This is a genomic window from Microbacterium ureisolvens, assembly GCF_019511645.1.
GTDB classification, from domain to species: Bacteria; Actinomycetota; Actinomycetes; order Actinomycetales; family Microbacteriaceae; genus Microbacterium; species Microbacterium ureisolvens_A.
This window is the reverse complement of sequence record NZ_JAEUAX010000006.1, coordinates 21543-36560: the sequence shown is the minus strand read 5'-3', so window position 1 is coordinate 36560 and position 15018 is coordinate 21543. Positions and strand designations below refer to the sequence as shown.

Genomic DNA, 15018 nt, shown 5'->3' with positions numbered 1-15018 from the left:
GTCAGGCGGCGACGAGCTCGTCGCGTGCGCGCGGGGCGACGGACTCGGCATCCGTCGCCCCAAACGACGCCATGCCGCGGATCCAGCGCTCGCGGTCGGCCTCGGAGCTGTGCCGCACCTCCGCGAGGCGGGTGACCCCGCGCACCGTGATTCCGCAGTACTCGAGCGTCGCGTTGCGCAGTGAACGGATCGGCGCGTTGCGATACACCCACGCGTTCCAGAAGGCGGGGGAGTCCATCGTCATCACGATGCGGGCGCTGCGTCCGGTGAGCAGCTTGTCCCACAGGCGCCCGGTGGGCCGGTAGCGGTAGGCGAAGCCGCGCACGAACACGCGGTCGATCCAGGTCTTGAGCGCGCCCGGGAGCGACCCCCACCACTGCGGGAAGAAGAACACGAGGTGGTCGGCCCAGTCGACGTCGGCGACGTATGCGGCGACCTCGGGAGTGAGCTGCACATCGGCATCGGTGCGCGGGAGGCGCACCTCATCGCGGATGGATGGATGCTGCGGCACGGCGTCGGTAGCGAGGTCGATGACCCGCACCTCGGCGCCGCCGGCGCGCGCGGCATCGGCGTACGACTGGGCGAGCGCGTGGTTGAGGCTGCCGGCGAAGGGCGTGCCGACGATCACGAGGATGCGCGGAGCGTTCATGCGAGGGCCTCCTGCGGGGCGGTCGGGTGCTGCTGGATGAAGGCGGTGAGGGCGACGAGCTGGGCGTTCAGGCGCGGGGCGTCGATGGGATCGGCCGCGAGGCAGGGGTGCGTGAGCATCGCGGCGAAGTCGCGCTCGAGGACTTCCCCCGCATCGCGCACGAGCGCCGTGCCTTTGGGTGTGAGCGCGAGCAGGACGCTGCGGCCCGCGCCGGGCCGCGACGCCGCGGTGATCCATCCCTCCTCGACGAGCGCCGGCACCCGCTTGCTCACGGCCGCCTTCGTGACGCCGAGGCAGCGGGCGAGCGTCGTCATGTCGACCGGCTCGTGCTCGTCGAGCACGGCCAGGAACTGGAAGTGGTTGAACGTCACGCCGTACCCCGCCTGCAGCGCGGCGTCGGCGAACGCATCGAGTTCGGCGACGAGTTCGTGGAGGGTGAAGCTCAGGCGGTCGGACACATCAATGAGTAAACCAGTTGACTCGCAGTGAGTCAACAAGTTGACTCATGCGGTCGGTTCACGCCGTGAAGCGGGCGAGGAACGCCCGGGTTCGAGGCTCACGCGGCGCCGCGAGCACCTCGGCAGGCGGCCCCTGCTCCACGATCGTGCCGGCGTCCAGGAAGACCACGCGGTGGGCGACGTCCCTCGCGAACGCCATCTCGTGGGTCGCCATCAGGATGGTCGCGCCGTCGGCGGCGAGCTGCCGCACGAGCTCGAGCACCTCGCCGACGAGCTCGGGGTCGAGCGCCGAGGTGATCTCGTCGAGGAACAGCACCTCGGGGTCGGTCGCGATGGCCCGGACGATCGCGGCGCGCTGCTGCTGGCCCCCCGAGAGGCGGTCGGGGTGCTCGCGGGCGAGATCGGCGAGTCCGATACGGCTCAGCAGGTCGAGCGCGCGGGCCTCGGCCTCACGTCGCGGCTTGCGGTGCACGACCCGGGAGGCGAGGGTGACGTTGTCGAGCACCGACAGGTGGGGGAAGAGGTTGTAGCTCTGGAACACGGCGCCGAAGCGGGCGCGCACGCGGTTCGCGTCGACTCGTGGATCGGAGATGTCCTCGTCGTCGAGGAAGATCTGCCCGTCGTCGATCGGCTCCAGCAGGTTGAGGCATCGCAGCAGCGTCGACTTGCCCGAGCCGCTGGCGCCGATGAGTGCGACGACTTCGTGGGTGGCGAGATCGACGTCCACGCCGCGCAGCACCTCACGATCGCCGAACGACTTGTGGATGCCGGTCGCTCGCAGCAGGGCGGTCACAGGATCGCCCCCGCCTGCTCGCGCTCGCGCAGCCTCGCGGTGTACCAGTCCGTCAGACGGATCGTCGGGATCGCGAGCAGGATGAAGAGCACCCCGGCGACGACGTAGGGCGTGAAGTTGTACGTGAGCGACGCCACCGACCGCGCCGCGGCGATCGCGTCGACCGCGCCCAGGATGGAGATGAGTCCCACGTCCTTCTGCATCGAGATGAAGTCGTTCATGAGCGGCGGTGTGATCTTGCGCAGCGCCTGCGGCAGTACGACGCGGCGCAGGGACTGCACGTATCCGAGCCCGAGCGCCCGCGCGGCGAGGCGCTGCGACGGATGGACGGCCTCGATCCCCGCGCGGATCACCTCGGCGACGTATGCGGAGTACGTCAGCGTCACCGCGATGACCCCGAGCAGCACCACCGGCATGCGTGTGTTCGTGATGGTCGGCAGGCCGAAGCCGATGAGGTAGAGCACGATGATGAAGGGCAGGCCGCGGAAGAGATCGGTGTAGCCGGCGGCCAGCACGCGCGCGGGGAAGAAGACGGGTCCTCGGAGCGTCCGCAGCACCGCGATCACGAGAGCGACGATCGCGACGGTCACGACCGAGTATGCGAGGACCTGCAGGTTGATCAGGAAGCCGTCCCAGACCTTCGGCAGCGCCTGGATCGCGACGTCGAGGTTGAAGAACGACTGCTGGACCTTCGACCAGCCCTCGGTGTTGATGACCGTCACCCAGACGATCACCGCGAACGCGAGGGACGAGGCGATCGCGATGAGCACCGACTGCCGCGAGCGGCGGCGCCGGTAGGCGCGACGGTCGAGCTCGAGCGCGCTGGGCTGGTGCAGGGTCACCGAACGAACGTAGCCGACGCGATCACTTCAGCTGCGGCACGCCCTCGCTGAGCACCGAGAGCCACTCCTGCTCGAGCTCGTCGAGCGTGCCGTTCTCGCGCAGGGTGTCGACGGCCGCCGTGACGTCTGCGGTCAGCGGGGAGTCCTTCGCCAGCAGCAGGCCCCACTGATCGGGGACACCCGCTGCCGGCAGCTCGCCCACCGTGAAGGAGTCGTCGATGTAGAAGTTCACCGCGGTGTACGCGGTCGGGGTGTCGAGCACGATGGCGTCGATCTGGCCGGCCTTGAGCGCGGCCACCGCGTCCTCGTTCGAGCTGTACAGCTGGGGTGCCGTGGTGGGGGCGATCGCTTCCTCGATCGTCGTCGCGCTCGTCGAGCCCGACATGGCGCCGAGAACGAGTCCCTTGAGCCCCGCGATGTCGGTGACGCCCTCGGCCGCGCCGCCCTTCAGCGCGACGACCGACTGGCTCGCCTCGTAGTACGGCGACGAGAAGTCGACCGCCTGCTTGCGCTCGTCGGTGATCGTGTACTGCTGGATGTTGAAGTCGAAGCTCTTCGGTCCGGGAGCGATCGCCGACTCGAAGCTCGTCCGCACCCACTCGACGTCTTCGGCGGCGAAGCCCAGCTCCTCGGCGACGGCGTAAGCGACCGCCGCCTCGAAACCTTCGCCCGACTCGGGGTCGTCGTCGATCACATACGGCTCGTACGCCGTCTCGCCGGTGGCGATGGTGAGCTTGCCGGGTGTGACGTAGCCGGCGTCTGCGGCCGGCGACTCGCTGCTGGCCGGAGCAGAGCCCGACGCGCAGCCGGTCAGGGCGAGGGCTGCGACGGCGATGCCGGCGGCGGCGATGCGGACGAGACGGATGCGGCGCGACATGATGCCTCCAGGTGTCGGGTGGCCGCGCGCGCGTGCTGTCGCCGCGCGGCTTCCTCCATCTTGGCGACGCCTTCGGTGCAGCGGTCCGTGCGGGTCGGTTTGTTACAGGTCCGATGCCTGCGGAGCGCGGGCTTCGGCCGCCGCGAGCGCCCGCCGTGCTCCGTCGGTCGGTGCGATCGCGACGAGCCCGCGGTAGAGCTTCACGAGCGTCTCCACGTCGAGGGTGCCGCTGCGGGCTCGGTCGCAGTGCACCGCCTGGATCGCCGCCTCGAGCTGGAAGCGCCCGAGCGGCGACCCGAGTGCCGACGCGCGGCGCAGCAGCGCCGCGCCCTCGGCGATGAGTGAGCGATCCCACCCCGCCGGGTCCTGCTCGTCGAGGGGAGGCCAGGGCAGGTCGGCGCGGGCCGGCGCCCGCGACTGCGCGTACGTGAGGAGCGCGGCCAGCCCCCACGCCTCGGGTTCGTCGTCGAGCAGCGTCGCCGTGAGCACCGCGAGCCACCGGGCCTCATCGGCGAGCGACTCGCGCGGCTCGTCGCCCTGGTCGAGCCAGCCGATGGCGTAGGCGCCGTAGATCGCCTCGAGCACCGCCGGCAGCCGGGTCGGCATGTCGGCGCGAGTGGGCACGCGGAACGGGATGCCGGCATCCCGGATCCGCCGCTTGGCGCGCACCAGCCGTTGGGCCATCGCCGAAGACTCGATTCCGAACGCCCGCGCGATGTCAGCGGCCTCGAATCCCAGCACCGTCTGCAGCATGAGCGGCGTGCGCACGGCCGGGTCGATCGCGGGGTGCGCGCACGCGAAGAGCAGCTCGAGCCGGCGGTCGGGGATCGCCTCGGCACGCTCCAGCGCCGTGAGTGCGTCGACCTCCCGCTCGTCGGCGCGCACCGCGGCGATCCCCGCGTCGAGCGGCACGCGCATCCGGAGGGCCGCCGACGAGAGGGCGTCTCGCAGTCGGTTACGGGCCACGATGACCAGCCACCCTTCGGGATTGGCGGGGATGCCGGCCTCCGGCCAGCTGCGCAGCGCCCGTTCGAACGCGTCGGCGAGGGCATCCTCGGCGAGGGCGACGTCGTGCGTGGAGGCGGCGACGACGGCCAGGATGCGGCCGTACGACTCCCGCGCGGCGCGCTCGGCGACCGCGCGGGAGTCGGAGCCGGTGGGCATCAGCTCGCGAACGGGGTCCAGGCGCCGTTCTCGAATCGGGTCGCGCTGGGCCGCACCTCGACGGTGCCCCAGCTGACCGACGGCGCTTTGCCGGCCCACCCGATGGCGGCGTCGAGGTCGGCGACGTCGATCACGAACGTGCCCCCGAGCTGCTCCTTGGTGTCGGCGAACGGACCGTCCTGCACGCGCAGCGTGCCGTCGGGAGCCGTCACCGTCGTGGTCACCGCGGAGGGCTGCAGCACCTCGGCCGAGATCAGCACGCCCGCATCGTCGAGCGCCTTGGCGTACTCGTCGAACTCGCGCATGCCCTCGGCCCAGGCATCGTCGCCCATGTCTTCCGGGGTCATCTCGGGGTAGTGGAGGAGAAGTGCGTACCGCATGGCGTCGTCCTTTCTGGAGGGCTGTCGACACCCTGATGACGATCGACGTGCGCCCCGATCGACAGGTCGGGCGGAATCAGCCCTTGCCGAGTTCGTCGAGCATGCGTCGCTGCTCGTCCGTGAGCCCGTCGTTCAGCTCCCTCCGGGCAGCCGATGCCTCGGGGGAGGGGATCGGCGGGGCTGCAGCATCCGTCGATCCGGCCTTCGAACCGGCCGCCTTGTCGTACAGCGCACCGGCGTGGGTCTCGACCCTGTCGTCGATCGCGCCGTAGATCGCCCAGCCGATGAGGAGGATCACCGGCGGGATCACCCAGCCCCAGAACGCACCGAAGATGCCGCCACCGATCGAGACGCCGGTGAAGACGACGGTGACGATCCAGACGAGGAAGGCGACGGCGAAGGCGAGCAGGAACTCGACGAGCTTCTCGCCGGCCCTGGTGCGCTGGTTGGCGGACTTGGCCGCCATCGAGCGGAACCACTTCTCGACGAGCGGCTTGATCCAGATGACGAGCGCCGTCAGCACGATGCCGGCCCACAGTGCGGCCCAGCCGACGCGCGCCGGCGTGAGCCAGCCGACGATCAGCAGCACGACGATGTTGAACACCAGCAGCGACGCGAACCGCACGACCCACTTCTTCATGGATTCACTGTGCCACGTCCCGATGACGGAGGGGAGCGGATGCTGCCTCCGGGCGCCGCTTCGTGCTCAGGCGAGGGAGACGAGCTGTGTCAGATCGTCGTCGGGAAGCACGTCGGCGGTGGCGGTCACCGCCAGGTCGACGAGGTCGGCGCGACCGGAGACCACGGTGAGGAACGCGGTATCGGCGGCGTCCCGCCCCGTCGCGATCCGCACCAGGCTCGAGCGCGGGGCGAGCGTGGTGGCGTCGACCGCGCGCCAGGCGTCGTCGATCCATGCCTCGGCGACCGCGTGGAAGTCCATCGGCGTGAGCCCTGGCGCGTACACCGCGACCATGCGCGCCGGGATGCCGAGCCCCCGCAGCAGCGCGATGCACAGGTGGGCGTAGTCGCGGCAGACCCCCTGGCGGGCGAGGAGCGTGCGGGTGGCGCCGTCGGTCGGAAGCGACGAGCCGGGCACGTACGAGAGCCGCGTGCCGACCCATGACGACACGGCGGCGAGGAGCTCGGCGCCCCCCTCGATGCCGCGGAACTCGGCAGCCGCGGTCGGGGCCATGGCGTCGGACTCGGCGTAGCGGCTCTGGCGGAGGTAGACGAGCCGCTCGACGTCATCCCCGGCGGCCGGCTCGCCCGCGGGGAGCGTGGCGCTGTACTCGAGCACGAAGTCGCCCACGGGCGCGATCACCCGGTGCAGGCGCGTGCCGTGCGCATCGAGGAGTTCTTCGACGTCGACGGCGTTGCCGTCGACGGTCGCGGTGAGGCTTTCGTATTCGGGCGAGTAGTGACGGGAGGCCGCGATGGCGAACACCAGTTCGGCGGTCTCGGTCACGTTGAGGGTGATGCGGCTGGAGACGTCGCGCTTCATGGCCCCCAGCGTGTCACGCCCGCGCGGCACCCGGGTCCCCTTGACAGCTGGGGCGCGCCGGCACCTGAGACTCGTCGTCTGGGCGGAAGAACGGTCGAACCGGGGTCAGTAGGAGGCGCGCCCGGCGACGGGGCCAGTGGGGATGAAGCGGGCCGCCAAGGCCTCGGAGCCGCGTGCGAGCAGGGCGACGTCCGCCCCGACGAGAACGAAGGACGCCCCGGCTTCGAAGTACGCGTCGGCGGTGGCGGGGTCGAAGGCGTTGACCCCGACCGGCTTGCCGGCCGCGCGCACCGCGTCGAAAGTGCGCTGGACGGCGGTCACGACGTCGGGGTGGGTCTGCTGGCCGAGCACGCCCATCGACGCGGCGAGATCGGACGGTCCGACGAAGATGCCGTCGACGCCGTCGACCGCGGCGATCTCGGCGGCGGCATCCACGCCCGCCGCCGTCTCGATCTGGACGAACAGCGACACGTGGTCGTCCGCCTCCTCGAGATACGCGTCGACCCGGTTCCAGCGTGCCGACCGCGCGAGCGCCGAGCCGACGCCCCGCGTGCCCCGCGGCGGATAGCGCACGGCCGCGACGGCGGCCTCGGCATCCGTCCTCGAAGACACCATCGGCACCAGCAGGTTCTGCGCTCCGAGATCGAGCACCTGCTTGATCGTCACGACGTCGCCGATCGGCACGCGCACGACCGGGGTGACCGGGTACGCGGAGACGGCCTGCAGCTGGGCCAGCACCGACTCCAGCCCGTTCGGGGAATGCTCCATGTCGATGAGCACCCAGTCGAGGCCCGAGCCGGCGCAGATCTCGGCCACGAGCGGGGAGCCGGTGCACACCCACATGCCGGCGAGCGGGCGGTCGGTGTGCGCGAGGTGCTCGCGGAAGGTCGGGCTCAGACGAAGCGGCATTCGATCACTCCCATGGGTCCGTAGTCGCACCTGACCGTATCGCCCCGCGAGACCCACATGGGGCGGGTGAACGAACCGGCGAGGATGATCTCGCCCGCCTCCAGCCGCGCGCCATGCTGGTGGAACTTGTTCGCGAGCCACGCCACGCCGGTGGCGGGGTGGCCGAGCACACCGGCGGCGACGCCGGTCTCCTCGATCTCGCCGTTTCGGCTGAGAACCCCGGGAACCCAGCGCAGGTCGATTTCGTCGGGGCGCTTGCGCACGTCGCCGAGCACCATCGCGCCGTACGCGGCATTGTCGCTGATGGTGTCGACGATGGTGCGGCCCTCGAGCTCGATGTGCGAGTTCAGCACCTCGAGCGCGGGCACCGCGTAGTCGATCGCCGCCACGGCGTCATCGAGGGTGCAGTCGGGGCCTTCGAGCGGCGTCTTCAGCACGAACGCGAGCTCCACCTCGATGCGCACGTTCGAGAACTTCTCGACCGGGATCTCGGCGCCCGATTCGTACACGGTGTCGTCGAACATCACGCCGTAGTCCGGCTCGGTGATGCCGGTCGCCTGCTGCATCGCCTTCGAGGTCAGCCCGATCTTGCGGCCCACGAGCGTGCGTCCGGCGGCGATGTTCTGGTCGCGCCACACGCCCTGGATGGCGTACGAGTCCTCCACCGTCGCGTTCGGGTAACGCGCGGTGATGCGCGGGATCACGCCGTGTGTGCGGTCGGCCTCGGCCAGCTCGGCCGCGATCGCGGTGATGTCGTCGGGGTGCAGCATCCGTTCCCCCTACAGCTGGTGGCCGAGCTTGTACTCGCCCTGCTTCCAGCTGGGCATCTCCTCGGCCTCGTCGTCGGGGCGCGTGTACGAGAAGCCGTCCGCGCCGATCGTCACCGCCATCTCCGACGAGTCGGTGCGGGCGACGACGGGCTGCGGGTTGCCATCGAGGTCGAGCACGAGAGAGGCCTCGGTGTACCAGGACGGCACCACGGGGTTGCCCCACCAGTCGCGGCGCTGGTTGTCGTGCACGTCCCACGTGACGACGGGGTTGTCGGGGTCGCCGGTGTAGTAGTCCTGCGTGTAGATCTCGACGCGGTGGCCGTCGGGGTCACGCAGGTACAGGTAGAACGCGTTCGAGACGCCGTGGCGGCCCGGGCCGCGCTCGATCGCGTCGGAGCGGCGGAGTGCGCCCAGCTTGTCGCAGATCGCGAGGATGTTGTGCTTCTCGTGGGTGGCGAACGCGACGTGGTGCATGCGCGGGCCGTCGCCGCCGGTCATCGCGGTGTCGTGAACGGTGGGCTTGCGGCGCATCCAGGCGGCGTAGACGGTGCCCTCCTCGTCCTGGATGTCTTCCGTCACGCGGAAGCCCAGCGACTGCATGAAGTTGACGGCCCGCGGCACGTCGGGGGTGACCTGGTTGAAGTGGTCCAGGCGCACGAGCTCCCCGGGCGTGTGCAGGTCGTACCGCCACGACAGGCGCTCGACGTGCTCGGTGGCGTAGAAGAACTCGTACGGGAAGCCGAGGGGGTCGGTCACCCGCACCGAGTCTCCGATGCCCTTCGTGAATCCGTCGGGGCGCCGCTCGATGCGGCAGCCGAGCTCCTCGTAGAAGGCGACGGCCCGGTCGAGGTCCTCGGGGGTGCGCACGCGGTACGAGAACGCCGCGACGGCGGCCACCGGTCCCTGGCGGAGCACCAGGTTGTGGTGGATGAACTCCTCCGTCGAGCGGAGGTAGAGCGTGTTCTCGTCCTCCTCGGTGACGTACAGGCCGAGCACGTCGACGTAGAACTCGCGCGACGCGAGCAGGTCGGTCACGACGAGTTCCATGTATGCGCACCGCAGGATGTCGGGCGCCGGCACGCTCGGCGTCGGGATGGGGTTGTCGGAGAGGATCGGCGCCTCCTGACTGACATAGAAGCCGGAGGAGGTGCGGGTCATCTGGTCACGGTGGGTCATGTCGCGTCCTTGCGTGGTGAGTTCGGGTGAGGAAACGGATGCTGCGGCTCAGGCCTGCAGCTTCGCCGCGGCGTCGGCCTGCTCGGCGTGAGGATCGGCTTTGCCGAAGGTCGGGTTGTGGGCCGGGCCGAGCGTGATGTGCACGGCCTGCTGGTCGGTGTAGAAGTCGATCGAGCGGTAGCCGCCCTCGTGTCCGAGCCCGGAGGCCTTGACACCGCCGAACGGGGTGCGGAGGTCGCGCACGTTGTTGGAGTTCAACCACACCATCCCCGCCTCGATGGCCTGCGAGAAGTTGTGCGCACGCTTGAGGTCGTTGGTCCACACGTACGCGGCGAGGCCGTAGCGCACGCCGTTGGCGAGCTCGAGGGCCTCCTCGTCGGTGTCGAACGGGGTGATCGCCACGACGGGTCCGAAGATCTCCTCCTGGAAGATGCGGGCGTCGGGGGCGACGTCGGCGAACACCGTGGGGCGCACGAAGTTGCCCGTCTCGAACCCGTCGGGGCGGTCGCCGCCGGCGACGAGGCGCGCCTCGGATTTGCCGATCTCGATGTACGAGACGACCTTGTCGTAGTGCTCCGGGTGCACCAGAGCCCCGACTTCGGTCTTGGGGTCGTGCGGGTAGCCGACGACGACGCGGTCGGCCTGCGCGGCGTAGCGCTTCACGAACTCGTCGTAGATCGGGCGCTCCACGAGGATCCGCGAGCCCGCCGTGCAGCGCTCGCCGTTCAGCGAGAACACCCCGAAGATGGTGGCGTCGATCGCGGCGTCGAGGTCGGCGTCGGCGAACACGACGGCCGGGCTCTTGCCGCCGAGCTCCATCGACAGGCCCTTCAGGAACGGCGCGGCGTTGCCGAAGATGATCTGCCCGGTACGGGACTCTCCCGTGAACGAGATCAGCGGCACGTCGGGGTGCTTGACCAGCGCGTCGCCGGCGTCCTCGCCGAGCCCGTTGACGAGGTTGAAGACGCCCTTCGGGAGACCCGCCTCCTCGAAGATGCCGGCCCACAGCGACGCCGACAGCGGCGTGAACTCGGCGGGCTTGAGCACGACGGTGTTGCCGGTGGCCAGCGCGGGGCCGAGCTTCCACGACTCGAGCATGAACGGCGTGTTCCACGGCGTGATGAGCCCGGCGACGCCGATCGGCTTGCGGTTCACGTAGTTCATCTGGCGGCCCGGCACCTTGTAGGCGTCGTCGGCCTGCGCGACGATCAGGTCGGCGAAGAACCGGAAGTTCTCGGCCGCCCGCCGGGCCTGGCCGAGAGCCTGCGTGATCGGCAGACCCGAGTCGAAGGACTCGAGCTCCGCGAGGCGCGCGTCGCGCGACTCCACGATGTCGGCGATGCGGTGGAGGACCCGCGAACGCTCGCGCGGCAGCATCCGCGGCCACGGGCCCTCGGTGAACGCGCGGCGCGCGGCGGCGACGGCCCGGTCGATATCGGCCTTCTTGCCGGCCGCGGCCTGCACGTAGGTCTCGTTGGTCACGGGGTCGAGCACGTCGAACGTGTCGCCGTCGGCCGAGTCGACGAACTCGCCGTCGATGTAGTGCTGGATACGGCTCGGCAGGCCCTCGGGCACATGCCGCGTCGCGAGAGCGGTCTGGGTGTCGGTCATTGCTGCTCCTTCGTCGGAGGTCGGGGGGACGGATGCCGCGGCGCGCGGCATCCATCGATCAGAACGCGGGAAGGCCGAGGGCCTCGTCGGGGTGCTCGTGGATCATGTAGGCGTCGAGCGTGGCCGACCGGTGGCGCCGAGCGGCCTTCTCGATCTCGCCGAGGGGAGCGCCGGTCTCGATGAGCACGAGGATGTTCTCGTGCTCGCGCACCGACTCCTGGGCGCGGCCGGGCACGAAGCTGAAGGTCGAGTCGCGCAGGTGCCCGAGGCGGGCCCACTCGGCGTGGACGAGGTCGAGCATGCGGGGGTTCGCGCACTTCTCGAACAGCGCCGCGTGGAACTCCTGATTGAGCGCGGTGAACGCGCGCGGGTCGAAGTGCTCGAGCGTCTCGATCATGAGCTCGTTGATGCGGCGCGCGTTGCGGATGTCGTCGGCGGTGAGCCGGCGCGCGGCGAGCGCGGTCGCGGTGCCCTCGAGGATCGACAGCGCCTGCATGCTGTAGCGGTACTGCGAGTCGTCGACCATCGACACGCGCGCGCCGACGTTGCGCTCGAACGTGACGAGCCCCTCGGCCTCGAGCTGGCGGATCGCCTCGCGCACCGGCACGACGCTCATGTCGAGCTCGCCGGCGATGCTGCCGAGCACGAGCCGATAGCCGGGCGTGAACTCCTGGTTGGCGATGCGCTCCTTGATCCAGCGGTACGCCTGCTGCGACTTGCTGAGCGCGGCGTCGTTCGCTGCCGCGGGCAGGGCCTCGAGCGGGGTCATGCGCGGTCTCCCTCGCGGTCGTTGTACTTCGCGCGCCACTCGGCGTCCATCGGGAAGAGCCCGTCGACGGGATGCCCCTCAGCGACGCGTTCGGCGATCCAGGCGTCCTCGTCCTCCTGCGCGAGCGCGGCGTCGACGACCTCCTCGGCGATCCCCGGCGGGATCACGACGACCCCGTCGGCGTCGCCGACGATGATGTCGCCCGGCTGGACGGTCGTGCCGCCGCACGCGATCGTGACGTCGGCGTCCCACGGCACGTGCTTGCGGCCCAGCACCGCCGGGTGCGCGCCGGCCGAGTAGACCGGGATGCCGACAGCGGCGACGGCTGCAGCATCCCTCACCCCTCCGTCGGTGACGATGCCGGCCGCACCGCGCGCGTGAGCGCGGATCGCGAGGATGTCGCCGAGCGTGCCCGACCCCGCCTCGCCGCGTGCCTCGATCACGACGACCTCGCCCTCGCCGACGGCGTCGAACACCCGCTTCTGGGCGTTGAAGCCGCCGCCGTGGGAGGCGAACAGGTCCTCGCGGTTGGGCACGAACCGCAGCGTACGGGCCGTGCCCACGAGCTTCGCTTCCGGATGCAGCGGCCGCACGCCGTCGATGTGCACGTTGTTGAGCCCGCGCTTGCGCAGCTGCGCCGACAGGCCCGCGACGGGCACCACGTCGAGCTTGGCGCGCAGCACGTCGCTGAGAACAGGAGATCTGGTGGAGACAGGAGAATCCGCGGCCGAACGCCCTGCGTTCGTCAGATCTCCTGATTCGGGAGACCCGGCCGCGGGCAGGCCGGCCGCCTGGCGTGAGCCCCAGGCCTCGGTGCGCTGCAGGTCGTCGACCGCGGGCAGCGAGCCGAGCTCCGCGTCGAAGGTCTCCGAGCCCTGCACCACCGTGGTGACGAGCCGCCCCGACGATGGGCCGCCGGGAACGTCGACCTCGACCTCGACCACGTCGCCGGGCTGGGCCACCGACGACCCGGCGGGCGTGCCCGTGAGGATCACGTCGCCGGTCTCGAGCGTGAAGTGCTGCGACAGGTCTGCGACGAGCTGCGCGAGCGGGAAGATCATGCCCGCCGCCGTGTCGTCCTGGGCGATCTCGCCGTTGAGCCAGGTGCGCACGCGCAGCGCGTCGGGGTCGATCGCACGGGCGTCGATGAGCGAAGGGCCGATGGGCGTGTACCCGTCGCCGCCCTTGGAGCGCACGTTCGAGCCCTTGTCGTTCGCGCGCAGGTCGTACAGCCCGAAGTCATTGGCCGCCGTGACCCACGCCACGTGATCCCACGCGTCGGCCGGTCCCACGCGGCGGGCCGACGCGCCGATCACGAGCGCGATCTCGCCCTCGAAGGCGAGGAGCTCGGTTCCCGCGGGGCGCTCGATCGTGTCGCCCGATGCCGCGAGCGAACTCGACGGCTTGAAGAAGTAGGACGGATGCTGCGGCCGCCGTCCGCGCTGATCCGCACGGGACGCGTAGCTGAGGTGGACCGCGACGACTTTGCCCGGGCGGCCGGGGAGGGCCGCGAAACGGCGGTCTGCGGCATCCGTGATCTCGTCCATGAGCTCCCTCTTCGAAGCGATCTGTTGCGTCGTATCCGAAATCGTATATGATCGTGCTGCATCCGGCAACCACCTCATCGGTTCGCCGGCGACGACGCCGTCAGCCCCCGACACAGGAGTCACCATGAGCAGCAGCACATCCGGGCCCGCAGCAGGGTTCACCCCGACCGGAACCATCGCGTCCACCACAGACCGACGCCGCGTCGTTTTCGCGACCGTCGTCGGCACCACCGTCGAGTGGTACGACTTCTTCATCTACGCCACCGCGGTCGGACTCGTGTTCGGCCAGCTGTTCTTCGCGCCGCTCGGCGCGAACAGCGCGATCGTCGCCTTCGCGACCGTCGGCGTGAGCTTCCTCTTCCGCCCGCTGGGCGCCTTCCTCGCCGGTCATTTCGGCGACAAGTACGGCCGCAAGGTCGTGCTCATGTGGACGCTGATCCTCATGGGCGCGGCGACTGCCCTCATCGGCCTGCTGCCGACCTACGAGGCGATCGGCGTCGCGGCGCCGATCCTCCTCGTCCTCCTGCGCATCATCCAGGGCATCTCCGCAGGCGGCGAGTGGGGCGGCGCCGTGCTGATGGCCGTCGAGCACGCGCCCAAGAAGCGCCGCGGCGCGTTCGGCGCCTCGCCGCAGATCGGCGTGCCGCTGGGTCTCCTCCTCGCCTCGGGCGTCATGGCGCTCATGGCGATGATCGCCCCCGGCGACGCGTTCCTCGTGTGGGGCTGGCGCGTGCCGTTCCTGCTCAGCGTCGTGCTGATCCTCGTGGGCTACTACGTCCGCCGCCGCGTCGAGGAGAGCCCGGTCTTCGCCGAGCTCGCCGAGCGCAAGGAGAAGGCGAAGATGCCGATCATCACGCTCTTCCGCAAGCACCTGCTGCTCGTGATCATCGCCGCGCTGGTCTTCGCGGGCAACAACGCCGTCGGCTACATGACCACCGGCGGGTACATCCAGGGCTACTCCACGAACCCCGAGGGGCCGCTCGGCCTCGAGCGCGGGCCGGTGCTGTGGGCTGTCGCGGGCTCGGCCGTCACCTGGCTGCTCTCGACGCTGGCCGCCGGGTTCATCTCGGACCGCATCGGCCGCCGCACCACGTACATCATCGGCTGGATCCTGCAGCTCGTGGGCGTGTTCCTGCTCTTCCCCCTCGTGAACACCGGCGACATCTGGCTGCTTTTCCTGGGCCTCGCGATCCTCACGATCGGCCTCGGCTTCACGTACGGCCCCCAGGCCGCGCTGTACTCGGAGCTTTTCCCGGCATCCATCCGCTTCTCGGGCGTCTCGATCTCGTACGCGATCGGCGCGATCCTCGGCGGCGCGTTCGCCCCGACGATCGCGCAGTGGCTGGTCCAGCAGACGGGCTCGACCCTGTCGGTCACCTGGTACCTGGCGGGCATGACGGTGATCGGCCTCATCGCGACGCTGCTGCTGCGCGACCGCTCCGGCATCCCGCTGGGTCCCGACCACGAAGCCGAGCAGTCGGTCAGCCCGATCTACGGCCTCTCCAAGGCCTGAGCCTCGTTTCGAAGGCGGATGCCGCGTCCCCAGCCTGCCCGCAGGCCGCGGGCCGCGGC

16 protein-coding genes are annotated in these 15018 nt (G+C 70.4%); 1 reads left to right on the top strand and 15 read right to left on the bottom strand.

The window, feature by feature from the left end; all coding sequences use genetic code 11:
- Position 1: 1 nt before the first annotated feature.
- The 15 genes from JNB61_RS12075 to JNB61_RS12005 all read right to left on the bottom strand — a co-directional run bounded on the left by JNB61_RS12075 (position 2) and on the right by JNB61_RS12005 (position 13446).
- Complete coding sequence (locus JNB61_RS12075) at positions 2–649, bottom strand: NAD(P)H-dependent oxidoreductase (protein ID WP_220339763.1); 648 nt, start codon at positions 647–649, stop codon at positions 2–4.
- Positions 646–1107 (bottom strand): MarR family winged helix-turn-helix transcriptional regulator, encoded by a 462-nt coding sequence (locus JNB61_RS12070; RefSeq protein ID WP_220339762.1) that lies wholly within the window; start codon positions 1105–1107, stop codon positions 646–648. The genes JNB61_RS12075 and JNB61_RS12070 overlap by 4 nt, the downstream gene beginning before the upstream one ends.
- Positions 1108–1165: 58 nt before the next feature.
- A complete protein-coding gene (locus JNB61_RS12065; protein WP_220339761.1) occupies positions 1166–1900 on the bottom strand; it encodes an amino acid ABC transporter ATP-binding protein in 735 nt (244 codons plus the stop codon).
- Complete coding sequence (locus JNB61_RS12060; protein ID WP_220291048.1) at positions 1897–2742, bottom strand: amino acid ABC transporter permease; 846 nt, start codon at positions 2740–2742, stop codon at positions 1897–1899. The genes JNB61_RS12065 and JNB61_RS12060 overlap by 4 nt, the downstream gene beginning before the upstream one ends.
- A gap of 22 nt (positions 2743–2764) precedes the next feature.
- Positions 2765–3619: an ABC transporter substrate-binding protein gene (locus tag JNB61_RS12055; protein ID WP_220339760.1), complete on the bottom strand. Its 855-nt coding sequence runs from the start codon at positions 3617–3619 to the stop codon at positions 2765–2767.
- Positions 3620–3721: 102 nt separating this feature from the next.
- Positions 3722–4783, bottom strand: coding sequence for an RNA polymerase sigma factor (locus JNB61_RS12050; RefSeq protein ID WP_220339759.1), 1062 nt, complete (start codon positions 4781–4783; stop codon positions 3722–3724).
- Entirely contained in the window at positions 4783–5163 is a 381-nt protein-coding gene (locus JNB61_RS12045; RefSeq protein ID WP_220291042.1) for a YciI family protein, read from the bottom strand. The genes JNB61_RS12050 and JNB61_RS12045 overlap by 1 nt, the downstream gene beginning before the upstream one ends.
- 76 nt (positions 5164–5239) lie before the next feature.
- Positions 5240–5803 carry a hypothetical protein gene (locus JNB61_RS12040; protein ID WP_220339758.1) on the bottom strand — a complete coding sequence of 188 codons (564 nt, stop codon included), beginning with the start codon at positions 5801–5803 and terminating at the stop codon, positions 5240–5242.
- 66 nt (positions 5804–5869) lie between these two features.
- On the bottom strand, positions 5870–6664 hold the full coding sequence (locus tag JNB61_RS12035) for a transglutaminase-like domain-containing protein (protein WP_220339757.1): 795 nt from the start codon (positions 6662–6664) through the stop codon (positions 5870–5872).
- Positions 6665–6769: 105 nt separating this feature from the next.
- Positions 6770–7573, bottom strand: coding sequence for an HpcH/HpaI aldolase family protein (locus JNB61_RS12030; protein WP_220291036.1), 804 nt, complete (start codon positions 7571–7573; stop codon positions 6770–6772).
- The gene (locus tag JNB61_RS12025) at positions 7558–8343 is read right to left on the bottom strand and encodes a 2-keto-4-pentenoate hydratase (RefSeq protein WP_220339756.1); all 786 of its coding nucleotides are present in this window, start codon (positions 8341–8343) and stop codon (positions 7558–7560) included. The genes JNB61_RS12030 and JNB61_RS12025 overlap by 16 nt, the downstream gene beginning before the upstream one ends.
- A 9-nt stretch (positions 8344–8352) precedes the next feature.
- Entirely contained in the window at positions 8353–9519 is a 1167-nt protein-coding gene (gene hpaD / locus JNB61_RS12020) for a 3,4-dihydroxyphenylacetate 2,3-dioxygenase (RefSeq protein ID WP_220291009.1), read from the bottom strand.
- Between the two features lie 48 nt (positions 9520–9567).
- Complete coding sequence (gene hpaE, locus JNB61_RS12015) at positions 9568–11130, bottom strand: 5-carboxymethyl-2-hydroxymuconate semialdehyde dehydrogenase (protein WP_220339755.1); 1563 nt, start codon at positions 11128–11130, stop codon at positions 9568–9570.
- A 58-nt stretch (positions 11131–11188) separates the two neighbouring features.
- Positions 11189–11899 (bottom strand): GntR family transcriptional regulator, encoded by a 711-nt coding sequence (locus JNB61_RS12010; RefSeq protein ID WP_220291004.1) that lies wholly within the window; start codon positions 11897–11899, stop codon positions 11189–11191.
- Entirely contained in the window at positions 11896–13446 is a 1551-nt protein-coding gene (locus tag JNB61_RS12005; RefSeq protein ID WP_220339754.1) for a fumarylacetoacetate hydrolase family protein, read from the bottom strand. Before JNB61_RS12005 ends, JNB61_RS12010 begins: the two co-directional genes overlap by 4 nt.
- Positions 13447–13570: 124 nt before the next feature.
- Between JNB61_RS12005 and JNB61_RS12000 the strand changes: the two genes are divergently transcribed.
- Positions 13571–14959, top strand: coding sequence for an MFS transporter (locus JNB61_RS12000; protein WP_220339753.1), 1389 nt, complete (start codon positions 13571–13573; stop codon positions 14957–14959).
- Positions 14960–15018 lie beyond the last annotated feature (59 nt).